The sequence below is a fragment of the Streptomyces sp. NBC_00076 genome, assembly GCF_045041235.1.
GTDB lineage: Bacteria > Actinomycetota > Actinomycetes > Streptomycetales > Streptomycetaceae > Streptomyces.
In genome coordinates this window covers 5196716-5216005 of sequence record NZ_CP108242.1, presented here as the reverse complement: position 1 = coordinate 5216005, position 19290 = coordinate 5196716, and the positions used below count along the sequence as shown (strand labels likewise).

General features: G+C 70.2%; 17 protein-coding genes and 1 tRNA gene. 8 read left to right on the top strand and 10 right to left on the bottom strand.

The window, feature by feature from the left end; translation table 11 throughout:
* Positions 1-60 precede the first annotated feature (60 nt).
* On the top strand, positions 61-3561 hold the full coding sequence (cydD, locus tag OHA64_RS23690; RefSeq protein WP_405616225.1) for a thiol reductant ABC exporter subunit CydD: 3501 nt from the start codon (positions 61-63) through the stop codon (positions 3559-3561).
* Between the two features lie 174 nt (positions 3562-3735).
* Complete coding sequence (locus OHA64_RS23685) at positions 3736-4806, top strand: M23 family metallopeptidase (RefSeq protein ID WP_405616223.1); 1071 nt, start codon at positions 3736-3738, stop codon at positions 4804-4806.
* Positions 4807-4879: 73 nt separating this feature from the next.
* Here the strand turns inward: OHA64_RS23685 and OHA64_RS23680 are convergent, their stop codons facing one another.
* The 7 genes from OHA64_RS23680 to OHA64_RS23650 all read right to left on the bottom strand — a co-directional run bounded on the left by OHA64_RS23680 (position 4880) and on the right by OHA64_RS23650 (position 11133).
* Entirely contained in the window at positions 4880-5749 is an 870-nt protein-coding gene (locus tag OHA64_RS23680) for a Cof-type HAD-IIB family hydrolase (protein WP_405616221.1), read from the bottom strand.
* 81 nt (positions 5750-5830) lie between these two features.
* Positions 5831-6739: an LLM class flavin-dependent oxidoreductase gene (locus tag OHA64_RS23675; RefSeq protein ID WP_405616218.1), complete on the bottom strand. Its 909-nt coding sequence runs from the start codon at positions 6737-6739 to the stop codon at positions 5831-5833.
* Positions 6740-6789: 50 nt separating this feature from the next.
* Complete coding sequence (locus OHA64_RS23670) at positions 6790-7236, bottom strand: hypothetical protein (protein ID WP_405616216.1); 447 nt, start codon at positions 7234-7236, stop codon at positions 6790-6792.
* A gap of 78 nt (positions 7237-7314) precedes the next feature.
* Positions 7315-7884 (bottom strand): RNA 2'-phosphotransferase, encoded by a 570-nt coding sequence (locus OHA64_RS23665; RefSeq protein ID WP_405616214.1) that lies wholly within the window; start codon positions 7882-7884, stop codon positions 7315-7317.
* A gap of 122 nt (positions 7885-8006) precedes the next feature.
* A complete protein-coding gene (locus OHA64_RS23660) occupies positions 8007-8984 on the bottom strand; it encodes a MerR family transcriptional regulator (RefSeq protein ID WP_405624070.1) in 978 nt (325 codons plus the stop codon).
* A gap of 71 nt (positions 8985-9055) precedes the next feature.
* On the bottom strand, positions 9056-9352 hold the full coding sequence (locus OHA64_RS23655) for a hypothetical protein (RefSeq protein ID WP_405616212.1): 297 nt from the start codon (positions 9350-9352) through the stop codon (positions 9056-9058).
* Positions 9349-11133 (bottom strand): SDR family oxidoreductase, encoded by a 1785-nt coding sequence (locus OHA64_RS23650; protein ID WP_405616210.1) that lies wholly within the window; start codon positions 11131-11133, stop codon positions 9349-9351. The genes OHA64_RS23655 and OHA64_RS23650 overlap by 4 nt, the downstream gene beginning before the upstream one ends.
* Before the next feature lie 283 nt (positions 11134-11416).
* Here OHA64_RS23650 and OHA64_RS23645 point away from each other — a divergent pair, with 283 nt between their 5' ends.
* The 6 genes from OHA64_RS23645 (at position 11417) to OHA64_RS23620 (ending at position 15654) form a co-directional block, all read left to right on the top strand.
* Positions 11417-12394, top strand: a complete 978-nt coding sequence (locus OHA64_RS23645; protein WP_405624069.1) for an ABC transporter ATP-binding protein — start codon at positions 11417-11419, stop codon at positions 12392-12394.
* A complete protein-coding gene (locus tag OHA64_RS23640; protein ID WP_405616208.1) occupies positions 12384-13292 on the top strand; it encodes an ABC transporter permease in 909 nt (302 codons plus the stop codon). The genes OHA64_RS23645 and OHA64_RS23640 overlap by 11 nt, the downstream gene beginning before the upstream one ends.
* Positions 13289-14200 carry an ABC transporter ATP-binding protein gene (locus OHA64_RS23635; RefSeq protein ID WP_405616206.1) on the top strand — a complete coding sequence of 304 codons (912 nt, stop codon included), beginning with the start codon at positions 13289-13291 and terminating at the stop codon, positions 14198-14200. Before OHA64_RS23640 ends, OHA64_RS23635 begins: the two co-directional genes overlap by 4 nt.
* A gap of 11 nt (positions 14201-14211) precedes the next feature.
* Positions 14212-14931 (top strand): ABC transporter permease subunit, encoded by a 720-nt coding sequence (locus tag OHA64_RS23630; protein ID WP_405616204.1) that lies wholly within the window; start codon positions 14212-14214, stop codon positions 14929-14931.
* Between the two features lie 108 nt (positions 14932-15039).
* Positions 15040-15279 carry a hypothetical protein gene (locus OHA64_RS23625; RefSeq protein ID WP_405616202.1) on the top strand — a complete coding sequence of 80 codons (240 nt, stop codon included), beginning with the start codon at positions 15040-15042 and terminating at the stop codon, positions 15277-15279.
* Positions 15280-15548: 269 nt separating this feature from the next.
* A tRNA-OTHER gene (locus tag OHA64_RS23620) sits at positions 15549-15654 on the top strand.
* A gap of 68 nt (positions 15655-15722) precedes the next feature.
* Here the strand turns inward: OHA64_RS23620 and OHA64_RS23615 are convergent.
* From OHA64_RS23615 to pheA, 3 genes are all read right to left on the bottom strand, one after another.
* Positions 15723-16541, bottom strand: coding sequence for an HAD family hydrolase (locus OHA64_RS23615; RefSeq protein WP_405616200.1), 819 nt, complete (start codon positions 16539-16541; stop codon positions 15723-15725).
* Positions 16538-17815, bottom strand: a complete 1278-nt coding sequence (gene serS, locus OHA64_RS23610) for a serine--tRNA ligase (RefSeq protein WP_405616198.1) — start codon at positions 17813-17815, stop codon at positions 16538-16540. Before serS ends, OHA64_RS23615 begins: the two co-directional genes overlap by 4 nt.
* A 540-nt stretch (positions 17816-18355) precedes the next feature.
* A complete protein-coding gene (gene pheA / locus OHA64_RS23605; protein WP_405616196.1) occupies positions 18356-19288 on the bottom strand; it encodes a prephenate dehydratase in 933 nt (310 codons plus the stop codon).
* Positions 19289-19290 lie beyond the last annotated feature (2 nt).

Genomic DNA, 19290 nt, shown 5'->3' with positions numbered 1-19290 from the left:
TCACCGGGCTTTCGCGATGGTCGCGTGAAGCACGGTGAAAGGCCTCCTGGACCGAAGGGCATGTTTCACGTGAAACCGATCGATCCGCGTCTGATCCGGTACGCCCGCACCACGCGGCTCTTCCTGGTGGCGGTCGTCGGCCTGGGCGCCGTCGGGGCCCTCCTGGTCATCGCGCAGGCGATGCTCATCGCCGAAGTGGTGGTGGGAGCTTTCCAGCACGGCATGTCCGTCGCCGACCTTCGCACTCCCCTGCTGCTGTTGCTGGCCGTCGCAGGTGGCCGCGCGCTGGTCTCCTGGCTCACCGAACTCGCCGCGCACCGTGCGAGCGCGGCAGTGAAGTCGGAGCTGCGAGGGCGGTTGCTAGGGCGCGCCGTCGCACTGGGGCCCGAGTGGCTGAGCGGACAACGGACCGGATCGATGGTCGCGCTCGCCACCCGGGGGGTCGACGCTCTCGACGGCTACTTCTCCCGCTATCTGCCGCAGTTGGGCCTCGCGGTGGTCGTGCCGGTGGCGGTGCTGGTGCGGATCGTCACCGAGGACTGGGTCTCCGCGGCCATCATCGTCGGGACCCTGCCGCTCATTCCGGTCTTCATGGTGCTGATCGGCTGGGCCACTCAGTCCCGGATGGACCGTCAGTGGCGGCTCCTGTCCCGGCTGTCCGGGCACTTCCTGGACGTGGTGGCCGGCCTGCCGACCCTGAAAGTGTTCGGGCGGGCCAAGGCGCAGGCGGATTCCATCCGGCGCATCACCGGGGAGTACCGGCAGGCGACCATGCGGACGCTGCGGATCGCGTTCATCTCGTCCTTCGCTCTGGAGTTGCTGTCGACGCTGTCGGTGGCGCTGGTCGCCGTGACGATCGGAATGCGGCTCGTGCACGGGGACATGGACCTGTACATCGGTCTGGTCATCCTGGTGCTCGCGCCCGAGGCCTATCTTCCGCTGCGGCAGGTGGGAGCGCAGTATCACGCGGCGGCTGAGGGACTGGCCGCCGCGGAGGAGATCTTCTCGGTGCTCGAGACGCCGGTTCCGGCCTCGGGCTCCGGTGCCGTGCAGTCCGGGACCCTGGCCTTCGAAGGGGTCACCGTCCGGTATGCCGGACGATCGGCGGACGCGGTGACTGATGTGTCTTTCGCCGTCGAGCCCGGGGAGACGGTCGCGCTCGTCGGGCCGAGCGGTGCGGGCAAGTCGACGCTGCTCAACGTGCTGCTGGGATTTGTGCGGCCCAGCGAGGGCCGGGTCCTGGTCGGGGGAGTGGATCTCGCCGAGGCCGATCTGGAGCAATGGCGCTCGCGTATCGCGTGGGTGCCGCAGCGACCGCACCTGTTCGCCGGGACGATCGGCGAGAACGTACGCCTCGCCCGTCCGGACGCCGACGACTCCGCCGTACGACGTGCTCTGGGCGACGCCGATGCGCTGGCGTTCGTGGACGCGTTGCCCCTGGGCGCCGACACGGTGCTGGGCGAGGACGGGGCCGGGCTGTCCGCCGGCCAGCGGCAACGCCTCGCACTCGCCCGGGCGTTTCTCGCCGACCGGCCGGTGCTGCTGCTCGACGAACCGACGGCGGCCCTCGACGGGGCGACGGAGGCCGAGGTCGTGGAGGCGGTACGGCGACTGTCCGAGGGACGGACGGTCCTGCTGGTGGTGCACCGGCCGGCGCTGCTCGGGGTGGCGGACCGGGTGGTACGGCTGGTGGAGCCCCTTTCCTCTGCTCAGGTGGAAGGCGTGGCCCGGACGCCCGAGGCGTTTCCCAGCGAGGTGGGAGCCAGTGCTGCTCCGGAAGCGCCCGAGACGGTCGTGCCGGAGCCACAGGCCCGTGGCGTCCTCGCCCGCGTGCGCGCCCTGTCCGGTGCCCGGCGCGGACAGCTCGCTCTCGCCCTGCTGCTGGGCAGTCTCGCGCTCGGCAGTGCCGTCGGCCTCATGGCCACCTCCGGGTGGCTCATCTCGCGGGCCTCGCAACAGCCCCCGGTGCTCTATCTGATGGTGGCCGTGACGGGGACGCGGGCCTTCGGGATCGGGCGGGCCGTCTTCCGGTACGCCGAGCGGCTCGTGTCGCACGACGCGGTGCTGCGCATGCTGGCCGACACCCGGGTCGCCGTGTACCGCCGTCTGGAGCGGCTGGCGCCCGCCGGACTGCGGCGCACCCGCCGAGGGGACCTGCTGTCCCGGCTCGTCGCCGACGTGGACGCCTTGCAGGACTACTGGTTGCGCTGGCTGCTGCCCGCCGGTGCCGCCGTGGTCGTCTCCGCCGCGTCCGTCGGCTTCACCGCCTGGCTTCTGCCGGAGGCCGGAGCCACGCTCGCCGTCGGACTGCTGGCCGCCGGCGTGGGTGTCCCGCTGATCACCGGTGCCGTCGCCCGACGGGCCGAGCGCAGGCTGTCCCCCGCGAGGGGAACACTGGCGACCCGGGTGACCGACCTGCTCACCGGGACCGCCGAGCTGACCGTCGCCGGCGCGCTGCCCGGACGTACCGCCGAGGCGCGACGGGCCGACGGGACGCTCACCCGGATCGCTTCGCGCACCGCCACCGCGACCGCGCTCGGTGACGGACTCACCGCGCTGATCTCCGGCCTGTCCGTCGTCGCGAGCGCTCTCGTGGGCGCCCAGGCGGTCTCCGACGGGCGGCTGGGCGGCGTGGCCATGGCGGTCGTCGTCCTGACTCCGCTGGCCGCCTTCGAGGCCGTCCTCGGCCTGCCGCTCGCCGTGCAGTACCGCCAGCGGGTGCGCAAGAGCGCTGAGCGCGTGTACGAGGTGCTGGACGCGCCGGAGCCGGTACGGGAGCCGGAGCGGCCCCGGCAGGCGCCCGCGTCTCCCTTCCCCGTCGTGGTGAAGGGACTGACGGCCCGTCACGCGGGGCAGGACCGGGACGCGCTTGCCGGAGTCGACCTGGCTCTGGAGGAGGGGCGCCGGATCGCCGTGGTCGGGCCGTCCGGGTCCGGTAAGACGACGCTCGCACAGGTGCTGCTGCGATTCCTGGACGCGGAGGCGGGCTCGTACACGCTGGGCGGCGTGGACGCGTACGCGCTGGACGGCGACGACGTACGGCGGCTCGTCGGCCTGTGTGCGCAGGACGCGCACCTCTTCGACAGCTCGGTGCGTGAGAACCTCCTCCTTGCCCGGAAGGACGCGACCGAGGACGAACTGCGGGACGCGCTGCGGCGGGCCCGGCTGCTCGACTGGGCCGAGGCTCTGCCCGACGGCCTGGACACGCTGGTCGGCGAGCACGGAGCGCGGCTGTCCGGTGGGCAGCGGCAGCGGCTGGCGCTGGCCCGGGCGCTGCTGGCCGACTTCCCCGTCCTGGTGCTCGACGAGCCTTCCGAGCATCTCGACCTGCCGACGGCCGACGCGCTCACCGCAGACCTGCTGGCCGCCACCGAGGGCCGTACGACCCTGCTCATCACCCACCGCCTGGCCGGACTGACGGCCGTCGACGAGGTGATCGTGCTGGACGAGGGTCGCGTGGTGCAGCGGGGGGCGTACGCGGAGCTGGTGGCGGCGACGGGTCCGTTGCGGGGGATGGCGGAGCGGGAGGAGGCGGCGGACCTGTTGGTGGGCACGCGATAGGGAGCGGATCTGTTCCTCGGCGGTGTCAGCCGGAACGGGCCCGGCGCCGGGGCAGACGGCGAGGGCACGACGGTGGTGTGGCAGGCCCCGTACTGACCCATCTGCCGCAACCGGTCCCCCAGCCGCACGACTTGAACAGGACCGCACCCCTGTCGCCGGGTCACGATCGTTGATATGCGATCACCTCGCCGTCACCCGCTGCTCGTTCCGGCGCTGCTGTGTGCGTTGGCGGTGCTGGCGGCCCGTCCCATCTACGCCGCCGACGGCGGGGGGAGCGCGGGTGGGCAGGGTGCGGCGGAGTCGGGGTTCAGCGCGCAGGTGGCCCGGCTCTACGAGGACGCGGCCGTGGCGACCCAGAGCTACGAGGCGGGGCGCCGTGAGGCCGAGAAGCGGCGGGCGCAGGCGCTGCGGGCCGAGGCGCTTCTCGACCGTGAGCGGCGGGAGACCGCCGTGCTGCACGAGGAGCTGGGGCGGATCGCACGGGCCCAGTACCGCAGTGGCGGTGGGACACCGCTGACCGCACAGATCCTTCTGGCCAGCACGACCGAGGAGTTGATGCGCGGTCAGCACGTCTTCTCCCAGTCGCAACTCGCAGTCAACAACGCGATCGACAAGAGCCGGCGGGCGGAGAGCCGACTGGCCGCGGACGAGGCGAGGGCGGCGGCCGCCTGGCAGGCCCTCGAGCGGCGGAGCTCCGAGCTTGCCGACCTGAAGGAGGACATCGAGCAGAAGCTGGAGCAGGCTCGTTGGCAGTTGCAGGGACAGGCGGATGCCTCCGTCGCGGCAGGTTCCTGCCGCGGTGCTGTCCGGCTGGACCAGCCGAAGGCGTCCTTCACGAGCGCGTGGGTGGCCCCGGTGGAGTCCTACCAGCTGTCCGCCGGTTTCGGCAGCGGTGGTACCCGGTGGGCCAACCGGCACACCGGGCAGGACTTCGCGGTGCCCATCGGTACGCCGGTCCGGGCGGTCGGCGCGGGGCAGGTGGTGAAGGTGTCGTGCGGGGGAGCCTTCGGCATCGAGGTCGTCGTGGAGCACGCGGGCGGCTACTACTCCCAGTACGCCCATCTCGCCGCCGTCACCGTCGACCAGGGCGAACAGTTGAGACCCGGCCAGTGGATCGGGCAGTCGGGCACGACCGGCAACTCCAGCGGTCCCCACCTGCACTTCGAGGTGCGGGTCACGCCGGAGATGGGGTCGGCGGTGGATCCGGTGCCGTGGTTGTCGGCGCGAGGGGTGCCGGTGGGATGAGGACCGCAAGGGGCGCCGGAGCCAGTCGGGACACGCCTGGTGGGCCTGGTGGAGCGCTCGGCTCCCTCCGGCTCTACCTTCTCTCCGCCAGCAGCCGCTCGATCACGACCGCCACCCCGTCGTCGTTGTTGGCGACCGTCCGGCCGGAGGCCGCGGCGAGCACATCCGGGTGCGCATTGCCCATCGCGTACGACCGGCCCGCCCACGTGAGCATCTCGACGTCGTTCGGCATGTCCCCGAAGGCGACGACCTCCTCGTGCGAGATGCCGCGCTCGGCACAGCACAGGGCGAGCGTGCTGGCCTTGGAGACCTCGGGGCCGCTGATCTCCAGCAGGGCGCTCGGGCTGGAGCGGGTCACGTTCGCGCGTTCACCGATGGCGAGGCGGGCAAGGGTGAGAAAGGCGTCCGGGTCGACCGTGGGGTGATACGCGAGGATCTTCAGGACCGGCTCGTCGGCACCGGGGGCATCCGGCGCCAGCAGCTCCTCGGCCGGTGCGAGAAAGTCGGGAATCTCCATGTGCAGCTTCGGATAGTCGGGCTCCTGGTAGAAGCCGTACGTCTGCTCTACCGCGTACACCGTGCCGGGCGCCGCCTCCCGCAGCATCCGTACGGCGTCCAGCGCGTTCTTCCGGGCCAGTTCCCGCACCTTCACGAACCGGTGGGCCCCCGGACCGCCGTGCAGATCGACCACGGCCGCGCCGTTGCCGCAGATTGCCAGGCCGTGGCCGTGGACATGGTCGCTGACGACATCCATCCAGCGGGCCGGGCGACCGGTGACGAAGAAGACCTCGATGCCCGCCTCCTCGGCGGCGGCGAGGGCCGCGACGGTGCGCGGCGAGACCGACTTGTCGTCGCGCAACAGGGTGCCGTCCAGATCGGTGGCGATCAGTCGCGGCGGAACGGTGGCGGCCGGGGTCTCGGGCTGTCGAGTCGCTGAGGTCACCCGGCCATTCTCCAGCAGATCACCCGCACGTCCGTGCGGGAGTACGCACAGGTGTGGAGTGACCGCCTCTCACCTGCACCGTCACAGCTGGGCGGGTGCCTCCATGGCGATCTGCTCGAAGATCTTCTCGTCCGCGGCGAAGTCCGATCCGGAGATGGGCCAGTGGACCACGATCTCGGTGAAGCCCAGATCGCGGTGCCGGCCTGCGAAGTCCACGAACGCGTCGAGGGACTGGAGCGGACTGCCGCGGTCCGGGGTGAAGCCGGTCAGCAGGATCTTGTCCAGCTCGCGCACGTCCCGCCCGAGCGTGGCACACGCGTCGGCCAGCTTCTCCGTCTGCCTGCGAATGGCGTGAACCGACTGCTCGGGAGTGCCGTTCTCGTACAGCTTGGGGTCGCCGGTGGTCACCCAGGCCTGCCCGTGCCGGGCGGCGAGCTCGAGCCCGCGCGGCCCGGTCGCGGCCACCGCGAACGGCAGCCGGGGACGCTGGAGGCAGCCGGGGATGTTGCGTGCGTCGTGCGCCGAGTAGTGGTCGCCCTCGTACGACACTCCCTTGGTGCCGTCCTCGGTCAGCAACCTGTCGAGGAGCGACACGAACTCGGCAAAGCGGTCGGCGCGCTCGCGCGGGGGCCACGGTTCCTGTCCGAGCACCGTGGCGTCGAAGCCGTTGCCCCCCGCACCGATACCGAGCGTGACCCGCCCGCCGGAGATGTCGTCGAGGGAGATCAGCTCCTTGGCGAGGGTCACCGGGTGCCGGAAGTTCGGCGAGGTCACGAGTGTTCCCAGGCGCAGGGTGTCGGTGACACCCGCGGCGGCGGTCAGCGTCGGGAGAGCACCGAACCAGGGACCGTCCCGGAAACTGCGCCAGGACAGGTGGTCGTAGGTGTAGGCGGAGTGGAAACCGAGTTGCTCAGCGCGCTGCCATGCCGAACGGCCGCCCTCGTGCCAACGGCGGTACGGAAGGATCACGGTACTCAGACGCAAACTCATGGAACGAGCGTATGTGGATGAATGGTTTCACGTGAAACTGTCACGCACCGTCATCGCAAACGTCCGCTGAGCCATGGGGTGAGCGTGATCAACGGCACGTACTCCTTGTGCGTCCGGTCGCCGGGCAGCGGCACGATCAGGAAGTAGCCGGGCGGGAAGCGGCGTGCTCTGACATGGGTGAGGTCGCCGAAGACTGAGCGAAGAAAGGCGGACACGTCGTCGCGTGGGATGTCGGGGCACTCGACACCTTCGATGTCGATCAGCGCGTCGTCGTCGAGGTAGAGCCGCACGCTCACCCGGGGGATGCCACCGAACTCGACATGGGCCTCGTGAGGCAGGGAGCCGTCCGGATCGGTGGTGACGCCGATGCCTGCGGCGCTGCGGCGAGAGGTCTGGTCGGCGCCGATGTCGTGTGTCACCTCGATCTCGCGCCCGTATTCGTCGGCAAGGGCGCGAAGGGCGGTGACGGCGGCTTCGGTGCTCGGGAGGTGGTTCATACCACTGATCATGCCGAGGTGGGGAGGACCGGAAAACCCTGGCGGCCGTCCAGCCCGGGTCGGTAAACCTGGCGGCCGTCAGCGCGGCTCGGGAAATCGCAGGTACTGCGGGGGTACGGCCTTCGTCAGCCACACTCCGTTGGCGCTGACCTGGAAGACAAGGCCGTCCCGGTGCATTGCGCCCGAGTCCACCGACAGCACGACGGGCCGGCCGCGGCGGGCGCCGACGCGGGTCGCCGTCTCCCGGTCGGGCGAGAGATGCACGTCGTGCCGGTTCATGGGCCGCAGTCCCTCGACGCGGATCGCCTCCAGGCAGCGGTCCGTGGTCCCGTGGTACAGATGCGGCGGAGGGGGCGCCGGTGCCAGCCCGAGGTCGATGTCGATGGTGTGGCCCTGGCTGGCGCGGATCCGGGTGCCGTCGATCGCGAAGCGCTGCTTGTCGTTGGCGGCGACCACATGGTCCAGCTCGTCCCGGCTGAACCGGAAACCGTGGGCCGCGGCCGCGGCGATCAGTACGTCGATCTCGACCCATCCGCCCTCGTCGAGGATGAGCCCGATCCGTTCCGGCTGGTGCCGAAGGTGCTTCGAGAGGTATTTGGACACCTTCACGGTCCGTCTCTCGGTCCTCTCCTTCTCGTTCTCGTTCATCCCACCAGCGTGCCGGGAGAGATGTGAATCACGCGAATGATTTTGCTCCGGATGTTTGATCCACAGCCAAGTGTGGTTATCCACAGGGGAATTGGCGATTCTGTGGACAACTACCCTTTGAATCAAGGCGCTTCATCAAGATCAACTGACGTGCCGTGACTTGGGGCGAGTCGGTCCAAGGCCCGGGCCCGCACCTCTCGTTCGGCGGCCAGCGCGATGAACTCAGACGCCCGCTCAGAGCCAACCAGCCCCTCGACAGCCCTCATTGTCTCCGCAGGCATCGCCACGCACCGCGTCCGGTCCTCAGGCGGCGGGGCTTCTTCCGCTCCGAGGTGCAAACGCAGATGCCGTAGCGCGAACAGGCTCATGGCCCGGGTGAGTTCGGCATCCACTGTCTGCTGCGCGAGGGGTCGCACCTTACGTATGAGTGAGGCCGCCACGGCCGTGTCCGCGGCAGTCGGACGATGTGGTCCGTCAAGACAGTGGGCGAAGACCTGCTCGGTGGTGAACTCCAGGAAACGGGAGGCGATGTGCTCGACCTGGACCCTCAACTCCCGGAGGTGGACCGAGATCGCGGACAGCGGAACGCCCGCTGCCTGCAACTCGACGGCCACGGCCAGCTCTTGAGGGCTCGGTACGAGGTAGACGTCGTCGTCACCGGGGACCGGCTCCAGCACACCCAGCCCCACGGCCTCGGCGACCGACTCGTCGTTCCAGGTGCCGCCGAACCGCTCGTCCAACTCGGCGCGTGAGATCCGTACGGCCTTCTCGTCGGTCCACGGACCGTCGGCCTCGGCGACCAGCCCGAGCACCCCGTCCAGGCCCCGGCCCGCGTCCCACGCCTCCAGCAACTCCTTGATGGCGGCCAGGGTGTAGCCGCGGTCGAGGAGGTCGGCGATCTGACGCAGGCGCGCCAGATGGGCGTCCGCGTAGACATTGGCCCGGCCGCGGCGCTCCGGACGGGGGAGCAGGCCGCGGTCCTGGTAGGCGCGGATGGTCCGGACCGTGGCCCCACTGAGGTGCGCGAGGTCCTCGATCCGGTGGACGGGGTCCTCGGTCGGACGGGAGGGCCCGCCGGTCCGGTGTGCTGGGTCCGCGATCCGAGGGGAAGGCCCGCCGGTCCGGTGCGCGGGGCCGCCGGCTCGATGGGCGGAGTCGCCTGCCGGGCCGGTCACGTGCCCGCCCTCGCCGCCGGGGACTGCCCCGGATACGCCACCGTCCGGCCCAACGGCCCCTGTCTCGACGGGTGGTACGACCACCAGAGATGCCGCGCCGCTGCGGCGCCCAACTCCCGCCAGGACGGCAACACGATCTTCTGCACGGCCGTGTCGTGCACGGCGAGGTGCTTGACCTGGGTCTGCAATGCGGAGTTGATGACATGGGGCGCGTTCGGTCCGCCGGGGATCCGGTGCAGCGGACCGCGCGAGAAGTCGAAAGCGACCCGGCGCGGAGCAATGCGGTGGCTCACAGCGGCGGCTCCAGCCGTGCGACGGCCCGCAACGCCCCCGGCATGAGGCGGGACAGAAGGCGGGCACCCCGGGCCTCGGGCGTCACCGGGACCACGGCCTCATTGCGCACCACCGCCCGCAGGATCGCGTCGGCGACCTTCTCCGGGGGGTAGTTGCGCAGCCCGTACAGGCGGGCGGCGCGCTTCTGACGCCGCTTCTCCTCGGCGGCGTCCACGCCCGCGAACCGCGCGGTGGAGGTGATGTTGGTGTTGACGATGCCGGGGCATATCGCGGTCACCCCGATCCCCTGACCGGCCAACTCCGCGCGCAGGCACTCGCTGAGCATCAGCACGGCCGCCTTGGAGGTGCTGTAGGCGGGCAGAGACTTGGAGGGCAGGTACGCCGCCGCCGACGCGGTGTTGACGATGTGCCCGCCCTGCCCGCGCTCGGCCATCTGCCTGCCGAAGAGCCGGCAGCCGTGGATCACGCCCCACAGGTTGACGTCGAGGACCTTCCTCCAGTCTTCGGGGGTGGTGTCGAGGAAGGAGCCGGACAGGCCGATGCCGGCGTTGTTCACCAGGACGTCCACCACGCCGTACTCGGCGGCGACCTTCGCGGCGAGTTTTTCCATGGCCCGCTCGTCGGAGACGTCGGCCGTCTCCGCCCAGGCCTCGGACGCGCCGAGCAGCCCGGACAACTCGGCGGTGTGAAGCGCCGCCTCCGCGTCCCGGTCGACGGCCAGCACACGCGCGCCTGCCTCGGCGAACGCGAACGCGGTGGCCCGCCCGATGCCGCTGCCCGCGCCGGTGACCAGCACGAGCTGCCCGCCGAACCGCTCGGCGTACTTGCCGGTCGCCGCCCCGGCAGCGCGCGTCCCACCTTCCACGGACATCACGAACTCCGTGATCCACGCCGTCAGTTGGTCGGGCCGGGTGCGCGGGATCCAGTGCTTCGCCGGCAGCACCCGCCGGGTCAACTGCGGAGCCCACCGCTCCAGTTCGTCGCAGAGCCGCTCCGAGAGAAACGTGTCCCCCAGGGGCGTGATGAGCTGCACGGGTGCGTGCGCGTAGGCGTCCGGGCGCGGTCGGCGCAACCGGGCGCGGACGTTGTCGCGGTACAGCCACGCCCCGTGCGCCGCGTCCACGGCCAGCGACGAGGTCGGGTAGTCGCCGCCGGGAACCTTCTCGACGCGCTCCAGGATGCGGGGCCAGCGCTTGCCGAGCTGGCCGCGCCACGCCAGCTCCGGCAGCACGGGCGTGTGCAGCAGGTACACGTACCAGGACTTGGCGCCCTGGCCGAGCAGCTGGCCGACCCGGCGCGGAGTGGGGCGCTTGAGGCGCTCGTTGATCCAGTGGCCGAGGTGGTCGAGGGACGGGCCGGACATCGAGGTGAAGGAGGCGATCCGGCCCTCGGTGCGTTTGACCGTGACGAACTCCCAGGACTGCACCGAGCCCCAGTCGTGCCCCACCAGGTGCACCGGCCGGTCCGGGCTGACCGCGGCCGCGACGGCCAGGAAGTCGTCCGTCAGCTTCTCCAGCGTGAACCCGCCGCGCAGCGGCTTCGGTGCCGTGGACCGGCCGTGCCCGCGGACGTCGTAGAGCACGACGTGGAAGCGCTCGGCCAGCCGGGGCGCGACCTCGGACCACACCTCCTTGCTGTCCGGGTAGCCGTGCACCAGGACGACCGTCGGTGCCGAGCGGTCCCCCAGCTCGGCGACGCACAACTCGACCCCGCCCGTCCGCACCCGGCGCTCCCGCGCGCCGTGCGCCCCGGTCGATCCCGTCCGCGAAAGGCCCGTCACTTGTCCTCCGTCCAGCGCCGTGGTCCCGCACGCTCGAACCCCGCCGCACACCGGTCGCGGTACGTGCCCGTAACCTGACTCCGGCGAATGTGACAGTCGTTGGAGGCTGCGTCAATAGGCCCGCCTCGGGCTGTGGACAACAGGGCGAATGTGGACAACCAGCCCGGCGTTGTTCGACCTCAGGGGGACCCCTAGGGCCCCGTACGACTCCAGGTTGATACGAAGACAGCTCTGCGGAGTGACGACCGGCGTGGCCCGCGTCACTACGGTCTTAGACGTGACTGTGATCGCGACCGAAAGCCTGAGCAAGCGGTTCCCCCGGGTGACCGCGCTTGACCGGCTCTCCGTGGACGTCGGACCCGGTGTGACCGGACTCGTCGGAGCCAACGGAGCCGGCAAGTCCACACTGATCAAGATCCTGCTGGGTCTGTCCCCCGCCACCGAGGGCCGTGCCGAAGTACTCGGCCTCGATGTCGCCACCAAGGGCGCCGACATCCGCGAGCGGGTCGGCTACATGCCGGAACACGACTGCCTGCCACCCGACGTCTCGGCCACCGAGTTCGTCGTCCACATGGCGCGCATGTCCGGCCTGCCGCCGACCGCCGCCCGCGAGCGCACCGCGGACACCCTGCGCCACGTCGGCCTGTACGAGGAGCGCTACCGCCCCATCGGCGGCTACTCCACCGGCATGAAACAGCGCGTGAAACTCGCGCAGGCCCTCGTGCACGACCCGCAGCTGGTCTTCCTCGACGAGCCGACCAACGGCCTCGACCCGGTCGGCCGGGACGAGATGCTCGGCCTGATCCGCCGCATCCACACCGACTTCGGCATCTCGGTCCTGGTCACCTCGCACCTGCTGGGCGAGCTGGAGCGCACCTGCGACCACGTGGTGGTCGTCGACGGCGGCAAGCTTCTGCGATCCAGCTCCACCACCGACTTCACCCAGACCACCACGACCCTCGCGATCGAGGTCACCGACACCGACGAGCACCCGGACGGCACCCTCGCGGTGCGCGACGCGCTTCACACGCGAGGGGTGGACGTGATCGACAGCGGCGGCGGCCTGCCGGGCGCCGGCCATGTGCTGCTGCTGACCGCACAGGGCGAGGAGACCTACGACCTGGTCCGCGACGTGGTCGCCGACCTCGGCCTCGGCCTGGTGCGCATGGAACAGCGTCGGCACCACATCTCCGAAGTCTTCACGGACAGCGACGAACAGCGTGACGCAGAGCGCAAGGAGGCGGTCGGCCATGGCAACTGAGCACCCCGTGGCAACACCCTCAGGTGACCAGACCCGCATCCACAACATCGGCTACCGCGCATACGACGGCCCGCGCCTCGGCCGCGCCTACGCCCGCCGCTCCCTCTACTCGCAGTCCCTGCGCGGCGCCTACGGCCTCGGCCGCTCGGTCAAGTCCAAGGTGCTGCCGATGCTGATGTTCGTGGTGATGTGCGTGCCCGCGGCCATCATGGTGGCCGTCGCGGTCGCCACGAAGGCCAAGGACCTGCCCGTCGACTACACCCGCTACGCGATCGTCATGCAGGCCGTCATCAGCCTGTACGTCGCCTCGCAGGCACCCCAGTCCGTCTCGCGGGACCTGCGCTTCAAGACCGTGCCGTTGTACTTCTCACGGCCCATCGAGACCGCCGACTACGTGCGTGCGAAGTTCGCGGCGCTGGCCTCGGCGCTGTTCGTCCTCACCGCCGCCCCGCTGCTGGTGCTCTATGTGGGCGCCCTGCTGGCCAAACTCGACTTCGCGGACCAGACCGTGGGGTTCGCGCAGGGACTGGTCTCCGTGGCACTGCTCTCGCTCCTCTTCGCCGGCCTCGGCCTGGTCATCGCGTCGGTCACCCCGCGCCGCGGCTTCGGTATCGCTGCCGTGATCGCCGTCCTGACCATCTCCTACGGCGCCGTCTCCACCCTCCAGGCCATCGCCCAGGCACAGAACAGCTCCGGGTCCATCGCCTGGATGGGCCTCTTCTCGCCCATCACGCTCATCGACGGAATGCAGTCCGCGTTCCTGGGCGCCAGTTCGGCGTTCCCCGGAGGAGTCGGCCCGACGAACGGGGAGGGCGTGGTCTACGTCCTCGCCACCCTCGGACTGATCGCCGCCTGCTACGGCCTCCTGATGCGCCGCTACCGAAAGGTCGGACTGTGACCACGCTCACCATCGACCACGTCTCGCGCTGGTTCGGCAACGTGGTCGCCGTCAACGACATCACCATGACTGTCGGCCCCGGCGTCACCGGCCTCCTCGGCCCCAACGGCGCCGGAAAGTCCACCCTCATCAACATGATGGGCGGCTTCCTGGCCCCTTCCACCGGCACCGTCACCCTCGACGGACAGCAGGTGTGGCGCAACGAGGCGATCTACAAGCACATCGGCATCGTCCCCGAGCGCGAGGCCATGTACGACTTCCTCACCGGGCGCGAGTTCGTCGTCGCCAACGCCGAGTTGCACGGCCTGGGCGCCAAGGCCGCCCAGAAGGCGCTGGCCACGGTCGAGATGGAGTACGCGCAGGACCGCAAGATCTCGACGTACTCCAAGGGCATGCGGCAGCGCGTGAAGATGGCGAGCGCCCTCGTCCACGACCCGTCGCTGCTCCTGCTGGACGAGCCCTTCAACGGCATGGACCCGCGCCAGCGCATGCAGCTCATGGACCTGCTGCGGCGCATGGGCGACGAGGGCCGCACCGTGCTGTTCTCGTCCCACATCCTCGAAGAGGTCGAGCAACTCGCCTGGCACATCGAGGTCGTGGTCGCCGGCCGGCACGCGGCCAGCGGTGACTTCCGCAAGATCCGCCGCCTGATGACCGACCGCCCGCACCGCTACCTGGTCCGCTCCAGCGACGACCGCGCCCTCGCGGCCGCGTTGATCTCGGACCCGTCCACGTCCGGCATCGAGGTCGACCTCGCCGAGGGCGCCTTGCGTATCCAGGCCGTCGACTTCGGCCGTTTCACGGCCCTGCTGCCGAGGGTCGCGAGGGACCACGGCATCAGGCTGCTCACGGTCTCGCCGTCCGACGAGTCCCTCGAGTCCGTCTTCTCGTATCTCGTCGCGGCGTAGGAGGCCCCAAGATGTACGACCCCACAGTCGCCCGACTCACCTATCGGGCCCTGCTCGGCCGGCGCCGGGCCCTCATCCTGGGCGCCCTGCCGCTGTTGCTCATCGTCCTTGCGATCGTGGTGCGCGGCCTGGCCGGCGCCGACGACCAGACGGCGTCCGACCTGCTCGGCGGGCTCGCGCTCGCCACCATGGTGCCGATCATCGGAGTGATCGCGGGCACCGGAGCGATCGGACCCGAGATCGACGACGGCTCCGTGGTCTACCTGCTGTCGAAGCCGATCAAACGGCCGACGATCATCCTCACCAAACTCACCGTCGCCATCGCCGTGACGATGGTGTTCTCGGCGGTGCCGACCCTGATCGCGGGCTTCATCCTCAACGGCAACGGCCAACAGGTCGCCGTGGCCTACACGGTGGCCGCCCTGGTCGCCTCCATCGCCTACGCGGCGCTCTTCCTGCTGCTCGGCACGGTGTCGCGGCACGCGGTGGTGTTCGGACTCGTCTACGCGCTGGTCTGGGAGGCCCTGTTCGGGTCCCTGGTGCCCGGGGCGCGCACGCTCAGTGTCCAGCAGTGGTCGCTCGCGGTGGCCCAGAAGGTCGCCGGCGGAGACCTGGTGACCTCGGACGTGGGACTGACGACGGCGACGGTCCTGCTGGTCGCCGTCACCGCGCTCGCCACCTGGTACGCGGGGCAGAAGCTCCGGTCGCTGACGCTCGCGGGCGAGGAGTAGGCGTCCCGATGCGTTGACATCGGCTTCACCTCTGCCCGGGCACACTGGGCGAATGGGGCCCGACGCGGGGCGAACAGGGGAACGCGGCGTACGGCTAGGAGGTCGGGCATGGCAGGCGAGACGCCGGAGCACGACGGCCGCGGGCGGGCCGAGGACGAGGTCTGGGACGACCTCGTCCTGGACGAGGACTTCATACGGTCCGCCGAGACGGCCGAACCGTCCGCGCGGGCGCGGATGCTCGCCGCGCGCTGGCGCACCGAGAAGCCCGAGCCCCAGCCCTGGCGTTCCGACGAGCCGCCCGCGGGGTGGTTCTTCAGCAAACGTCGGCGCAGGTGGCGCCGCCGGTGAGGGAGTTGGGGGCCACCCGTTAATCAGTGGCGCCGAACTCGACGTACCGGCACAGTGGTGATGTCCACGTCGCCGGGATCGAGCCGGCGCCACACACTGGGGAGGAGCTGGATGGTGTCCACGCACGACAGTACGTCCAGCTCCCACCAGGGCAGCCCGTGGCGGACTCCGGAGTAGTTACTCCTCCGTCGAGTCCGCCCCGTACGGGGAGCTGCCCGGGGCGGCCGCTTCGAGCACGCGGATCCCACTCCGCGTGAGGCCGCCCACCCGGAGGATTGGCCGAGTGGTAAGGCACTGGCTTGCGCTGTGTTCCATCAGTGGCGAGTCAAGGTCGGGCCTGAAAAGCCCGCGCACGTTCGATTCGTGCATCCTCCGCGAGACGTTGTCACTGAGACTGGGACTGCAAGGAGCCCCCGGTTCAGTGCCCGGAGAAGTCCTGCGGGTCACAGACCCAGCAACCGCTCCAGCACCACCGCGATCCCGTCCTCCTCGTTGGACGACGTCACCTCGTTCGCGACCGCCTTGAGTTCCTCGTGGGCATTGGCCATGGCCACGCCGTACGAGGACCAGGCGAACATCGGGAGGTCGTTGGGCATGTCGCCGAAGGCGATCGTGTCCGCCGCCTTCATGCCCAGGCGGCGGGCAGCCAGGGACAGTCCCGTCGCCTTTGAGAGGCCGAGGGGGAGAAGCTCGACGATGCCCTCACCGGCCATCGCGACCGTGACGAAGCCGCCCGCCGCCTGGCGTGAGGCCTCCACGAGCTGGTCGTCCGTGAGCGACGGATGCTGTATGTAGATCTTGTTCAGCGGGGCGGTCCACAGGTCGGAAGCGTCCGTGAAGGGGGTCGCGGGGAGCTTGCCGGTGACCGCGTAACCGGGGCCGACCAGCACCTCGCCCTCCAGGCCGTCCCGGCTCGCCGCGAGATGAAGCGGGCCGACCTCCGCCTCGATCTTGGCCAGCGCCACTCCGGCCAGCTGCCGGTCGAGGGTCACCGACGTCAGCAGGCGGTGCTCACCGGCGTGGTACACCTGCGCACCCTGGGCGCAGACGGCGAGGCCGTCGTAGCCGAGGTCGTCGAGGACGTGCCGCGTCCACGGGGCCGAGCGGCCCGTCACGACGATGTGGGCGGCACCCGCCGCGGTAGCCGCGGCTAGCGCCTCACGCGTGCGCTGCGAGACCGACTCGTCGGAACGCAGGAGCGTTCCGTCGAGGTCGGTCGCGATCAGGCGGTAGGGAAAACCCGGTACGGCGGACGTGCTCACTTGGCGACCGGCTCCAGGATCTCCCGGCCGCCCAGGTACGGGCGGAGCACCTCGGGGACCCGGACGGAGCCGTCGGCCTGCTGGTGGTTCTCCAGGATCGCCACGATCGTGCGCGGTACGGCGCACAGCGTGCCGTTCAGCGTCGCCAGCGGCTTGACCCGCTTGCCGTCGCGGACGCGGATCGACAGCCGACGGGACTGGTACTCGGTGCAGTCCGAGGTCGAGGTCAGCTCGCGGTACTTGCCCTGCGTCGGGATCCACGCCTCGCAGTCGAACTTGCGGGCGGCCGAGGAACCGAGGTCGGCGGAGGCGACGTCGATGACCCGGAACGGCAGCTCCAGGGACGTCAGCCACTGCTTCTCCCACTCCAGCAGGCGCTGGTGCTCGGCCTGCGAGTCCGCCGGGTCGACGTACGAGAACATCTCGACCTTGTCGAACTGGTGGACGCGGAAGATGCCGCGGGTGTCCTTGCCGTGCGAGCCGGCCTCGCGGCGGAAGCAGGGCGAGAAGCCCGCGTAGCGCAGCGGGAGACGGTCGGCGTCGATGATCTCGTCCATGTGGTACGCCGCGAGCGCGACCTCGGAGGTGCCGACGAGGTAGAGGTCGTCCTTGTCGAGGTGGTAGACGTCCTGGGCCGCCTGGCCGAGGAAACCGGTGCCGGCCATGGACTGCGGACGGACCAGCGCGGGCGTCAGCATCGGCGTGAAGCCGGCCGCCGTGGCCTGGGCGATCGCCGCGTTCACGAGGGCGAGCTCCAGCAGCGCGCCGACACCGGTGAGGAAGTAGAAGCGCGAGCCGGAGACCTTGGCGCCGCGCTCGACGTCGATCGCGCCGAGGGTCGTGCCGAGCTCCAGGTGGTCCTTGGGCTCGAAGCCCTCGGCGCCGAAGTCGCGGATGGTGCCGTGCGTCTCCAGCGTGACGAAGTCCTCCTCGCCGCCCACGGGCACGTCGGGGTGCACGAGGTTGCTGAGCCGGAGGAGGAGCTCCTGGGTCTCGGCGTCGGCCGTGTCGCGCTCGGCGTCGGCGGCCTTGACGTCGGCGGCGAGCTGGCTCGCCTTCTTCAACAGCTCGGCCTTCTCGTCTCCGGAGGCCTTGGGAACGAGCTTGCCGAGGGCCTTCTGCTCGGCACGCAGCTCGTCGAAGCGGACGCCGGACGACCTGCGCCGTTCGTCGGCGGAGAGAAGGGAGTCGACGAGCGCGACGTCCTCTCCACGGGCGCGCTGGGACGCGCGCACACGGTCGGGGTCCTCACGGAGCAGGCGAAGGTCAATCACGCGCTCAAGGCTACCGGTGCGGGGTGACGGCTCACGACTCACTATTCCGAGGCGTACCGAATCGCAGCTTACGTTCCGTTATGAGCGAATTGCCGAACGTGTCAATATAAGGCGTCTCACTCCCTGGGACGGGGGAGGTGAGAGGTGTGGGGTTGACTCGATTCCCTTGCGGGGAGCGGGACTTGGAGGCTCGTTCATCCACAGGGATCCACAGCCCCGAAAAGTTATCCACAGGGTGTGCGAAAGATCTGTGGATGTCGGAAGTGATCATTCCGGAACGGACTCTCAGGGCGAACGGGGCCCGAGTCAAACCACCCTCCCGCCCACTTTCGAGTGGAAATGAGTCGCTCCAAGGGATGGAGTAAAGGAAACGGGTGGACGAAGGGTGACCTACGGGACTGTGGATGAACTTGAGCGCTGTAGGGCGATTTGTCGACTAGGTGGCGCTTCGTTGTCGACTTGTCCCCAGGTCGAGAAGCCAGCCTGTGGATAACTCCTGTGGATAACTAAAATATGCAGGTAGGAGCGATTGGAAACGTCCTAGAAACGTCCGTCCTGACAGCGTGCCACCCAGTCCGCCGCCGCGACGAACTCCTCGTCGGAGGTGCCGATGTACGGCTGCCGTACGTCCGCCACGTCGGCGTCCGCACGCGGGTACGAACCGAGGAAGCGCACCTGGAGACAGATCCGCTTGAGTCCTGTCAGGGCCTCGGCCACCCGGCGGTCGGAGATGTGGCCCTCGGCGTCGACGCAGAAGCAGTAGTTGCCGATGCCGGCGCCGGTGGGCCGGGACTGCAGCAGCATCAGGTTTATGCCTCGCGTCGCGAACTCGCCCAGCAGGTCGCGCAGGCCGCCGGGGTGGTCGTCGCGCTGCCACAGGACGACGGACGTCTTGTCGGCGCCGGTCGGCGCGGCGGGCCGGGCCGGGCGGCCGACCAGCACGAACCGTGTCTGGGCGTTCTCCGCGTCGTGGATCCCGGTCTCCAGGGCCGTCAGGCCGTACCGGGCGGCCGCGAACTCGCCCGCGAAGGCGGCGTCGTACTGGCCCTCCTGGACGAGGCGGGCGGCGTCCGCGTTCGACGCGGCCGACTCCCAGTGGGCGTCCGGGAGGTTCTTCTTGAGCCAGTTGCGTACCTGGGGCTGGGCGGCCGGGTGGGCGGAGACCGTCTTGATGTCCGTCAGCTCGGTGCCGGGCCGGACCAGGAGCGCGAAGGTGATCGACAGCAGTACCTCGCGGTAGATCATCAGCGGCGCGCCCGCGACCAGTTCGTCGAGGGTCGTGGTGATTCCGCCCTCGACGGAGTTCTCGATCGGCACGAAGGCGGCCTCGGCCTCGCCGCCGCGGACCGCGTCGAGCGCCGACTGCACGGACACGTACGGAATCAGCTCCCGGGTCGCCGCTTCCGGAAGGGTGCGCAGGGCGACTTCGGTGAAGGTGCCCTCGGGACCGAGATACGCATAACTCGCTGGCATGA

What these genes read in the sequence shown, in the direction of transcription:
- OHA64_RS23685 (WP_405616223.1), top strand. Translation starts at nt 3,736, where the DNA reads ATGCGATCACCTCGCCGTCACCCGCTGCTCGTTCCGGCGCTGCTGTGT.
- OHA64_RS23640 (WP_405616208.1), top strand. Translation starts at nt 12,384, where the DNA reads ATGGCAACTGAGCACCCCGTGGCAACACCCTCAGGTGACCAGACCCGC.
- OHA64_RS23675 (WP_405616218.1), bottom strand. Translation starts at nt 6,739, where the DNA reads ATGAGTTTGCGTCTGAGTACCGTGATCCTTCCGTACCGCCGTTGGCAC.
- cydD (WP_405616225.1), top strand. Translation starts at nt 61, where the DNA reads ATGTTTCACGTGAAACCGATCGATCCGCGTCTGATCCGGTACGCCCGC.
- OHA64_RS23670 (WP_405616216.1), bottom strand. Translation starts at nt 7,236, where the DNA reads ATGAACCACCTCCCGAGCACCGAAGCCGCCGTCACCGCCCTTCGCGCC.
- OHA64_RS23630 (WP_405616204.1), top strand. Translation starts at nt 14,212, where the DNA reads ATGTACGACCCCACAGTCGCCCGACTCACCTATCGGGCCCTGCTCGGC.
- OHA64_RS23665 (WP_405616214.1), bottom strand. Translation starts at nt 7,884, where the DNA reads ATGAACGAGAACGAGAAGGAGAGGACCGAGAGACGGACCGTGAAGGTG.
- OHA64_RS23625 (WP_405616202.1), top strand. Translation starts at nt 15,040, where the DNA reads ATGGCAGGCGAGACGCCGGAGCACGACGGCCGCGGGCGGGCCGAGGAC.
- pheA (WP_405616196.1), bottom strand. Translation starts at nt 19,288, where the DNA reads ATGCCAGCGAGTTATGCGTATCTCGGTCCCGAGGGCACCTTCACCGAA.